This is a genomic window from Paraburkholderia mimosarum LMG 23256 = NBRC 106338 (assembly GCF_000739815.1).
In the GTDB taxonomy this organism is placed as follows: Bacteria; Pseudomonadota; Gammaproteobacteria; order Burkholderiales; family Burkholderiaceae; genus Paraburkholderia; species Paraburkholderia mimosarum.
In genome coordinates this window covers 1-2648 of the sequence record NZ_BBJJ01000039.1, presented here as the reverse complement: position 1 = coordinate 2648, position 2648 = coordinate 1, and the positions used below count along the sequence as shown (strand labels likewise).

Annotated in this window: 2 protein-coding genes and 1 pseudogene; all 3 read right to left on the bottom strand. The window is 65.4% G+C overall.

Annotated features, from left to right (window positions below; all coding sequences use genetic code 11):
• Positions 1-30: 30 nt before the first annotated feature.
• Positions 31-936, bottom strand: coding sequence for an SH3 domain-containing protein (locus BMI01S_RS24265; RefSeq protein WP_042290857.1), 906 nt, complete (start codon positions 934-936; stop codon positions 31-33).
• A gap of 289 nt (positions 937-1225) precedes the next feature.
• Complete coding sequence (locus BMI01S_RS24260; protein ID WP_407669055.1) at positions 1226-2299, bottom strand: amidohydrolase family protein; 1074 nt, start codon at positions 2297-2299, stop codon at positions 1226-1228.
• Between the two features lie 59 nt (positions 2300-2358).
• A pseudogene (locus BMI01S_RS24255) lies at positions 2359-2648 on the bottom strand (MFS transporter); the annotation flags it as partial.

The window sequence follows — 2648 nt, the reverse complement described above, 5'->3', positions numbered from 1 at the left end:
CCCGCCGTTCTCGCGCACATGCGCTATCGATCAATGCTCGTGTTGCCGTTCGTCGCCCCGGCCGCCGCCTTGCGCGGGGGCATGTGCGCCCTGCCAACCCTGGCCACCTTGCGGCGGCGCAGGCCGCCCTTGCGCGGGTGCGGGTGCGGGTGCCGGCGCAGGGGCGGGGCCGGGCGCGCGCATGCCGGCCTGCGGCTGGGCAGCGGGCGGATGCGCGTAGCCCTGGGAGGGCGCGCCGGCCGGCTGGCGGCCGCCGAATTGCTGCGCTTCGGGCGCGGGAGGATGCCCTGCCTCGTGTGGACGCGGCGCGTTGTGGGGAACGTCAGACGGCGGCACATGAGCCGGTTCGCGCGGCGCTTGCGGGTTGACGGGCGCCGGCCCGCCACGCACCGGCGCGTTGGGTCCGGGCAAACGCTCCTCGCTGCGCGGCGGCATGCGGGGCTCACGTCCCGGCGCGCCGTACCATGCCGGCTGCTCAGGCGGACGCCCGCGCTCGGGATGCGGCACGTGGGCCCAGCGGTCCCGCTCGCCATACCATGGCCGGTCGCGGTAAAAGCTGCCCCAGTACGCGCCGAGCGAGAACCCGACGATCGGCAGGCCGATTGACGCCCCATAGTCGGTGAGCGGCACATAGGCGCCCTGATACGGATAGCTGAGGTAACCGGCGTAGACCCAGCCACGCACACCTGGCACGGTGATGTCGCACCACGAATAGTCGCTCACGCAGCCCATCACGGTGACGGGTACGCCGGGTCCGATCTGGGAAACGACCGGGTAGTCGCCGGAAGGACCCGCGTACAGATCCACGGGTTCGCTGGTGTAGGCCGCCGTTTGCGCGGCGGCGTGGGGCGAGACGAGCGCAAGACCGGCCAGGAGGCTCGCGCTTGCGAGCGCTAAGGCGGGCGCGCGCGGGCGCGTCCGGGGGCGCTTTGACATTGTTGCTCCCTTTTGCAGCTATTTGTTCCTGGCACTGCGCAACTTTCGTGCCGGCGATGCGTCGCAGGCCCGTGCCAATACAAATCGGTGCGAGGCGACGAGCCCTCGAACCCCGGACGCATTTTCATGCGCACCGGCAGATGCGAAAGCCGCAAAGCCCCGACATTCGGCATCGAAAAGTTCATTAAACACTATTTCCAACATCGGCGGCCCGGCAGAGCGAGGCGCGGCTCTCCATGCCCGGTGGACACTGATCGTCAGCGGCTTACCGCTGGCCCGTTGCTTCCGCCTACCCGAGGCGATACACCTTGCTCACCGTTCCCCGGAACAGGGCTTCGCGCTCATCAGCACCGGCTTGAGCCGTCAATTTCTTGAAAGCATTCCAACCGTTGCTGAATGGATAGGATCCCTTATCGACGGGAAAATTGCTCTCGAACATGCAGCGATCCGCACCGAACGCTTCGATACAGGTATGCATCCATGGCTTCCACGCGTGCGCCAGCTCATCCGATGACGGCGGACGTTCGCCCTTTTCAAACGCAAAGCCATTGATACGCATGCCGAGGCCACCAAGCTTCACATAGACATTCGGCAACTCGGCGAGTGAGCGCATCGAACGGGACCAGGCATCGAACACTTCCGCGCGCTGATTCGCATAGCTGGCGATGCGGACGACGCCGCCGCAATGGTTGACGATGAAACGCGTATCTGGAAACGCCTTTGCGAGGTCGAACAGCTCCGGCAATTGCGGAAAGAATAGCCATGCGTCGTACGACAGACCCAGCGGAGCCAGTTGCGCAATGCCCGCCCGATAGTCGGGGTCGAGCAGCAGCCCTCGCGGCGCCGCCGACAAGGGATTGACGAGTGTCTGGTCCGCGTCCCATGTAACGAGATGTCGAATGCCGCGGAACCGGCCATCGCCGGCGCGCAGTTCTGCTTCGAGCACATCGCGCACCGCCGCTCCCCGTCGAAGATCCGCGTAGCCGATCATCCCTTTTGCAACCTGCGGCTTGCCGCCTTGCAAAGGAGCCGTGACGCCAGCCACGTATTCGATTTCGCCGACGGGGCGCAGCGGCTCCGGACCCGAGGTGCGATACCGTGTCAGCGCCTGCATGAACACCGAGGCAGTGATGTTATGACCCGTGCGCACGTCCTCGAGATACTCGTCGAGAAGGTAGCTCCAGCCCGGCCGGTCGTAAAAGTGGTGATGCGCGTCGATGATCGGCATATCGGGCTCGAGCGCCGCCTCTGCACCCGAGGCGAGCCAGTCGGCACGAACGGGCAGGTAATTGTTGGTTGTACTCACGGAATGTGTTTCCTCTCCTGCAAATGCAAGGCGCGCGGTGATGGCGGGCAACAACATCGAAGTTGCGAGAGCGCCGAGAACCCCACGGCGTCGGAACGAGGGACGTGGCTCCATTCTCAATCTCCGCGACCGAAAGCGTATAGGGACAAGGTCAGCAGGGTCGTGATACCCAGCACGATCGAAAGACCCGTCATGCCGGCCGAAAACGTACCAAAACTGTCCTTGAGGTACCCCACGAGGTACGGGCCCGCAAAGCCGCCTAGCGCACCGATCGAGTTGATGAACGCCAACCCGCCGGCGGCGGCCTGTCCGGAAAGGAATCGCGCCGGGAGCGTATAGAAGATCGTCCGGCCTGCAATCGTGCCGATCAGCGCCAGCGTGATGCCGGTCATCGCCGGAACCAGTT

Bases quoted from the DNA above. Each gene is read 5' to 3' on its own strand.
- BMI01S_RS24265 (WP_042290857.1), bottom strand. From the start codon at position 936: ATGTCAAAGCGCCCCCGGACGCGCCCGCGCGCGCCCGCCTTAGCGCTC.
- BMI01S_RS24260 (WP_407669055.1), bottom strand. From the start codon at position 2,299: ATGTTGTTGCCCGCCATCACCGCGCGCCTTGCATTTGCAGGAGAGGAA.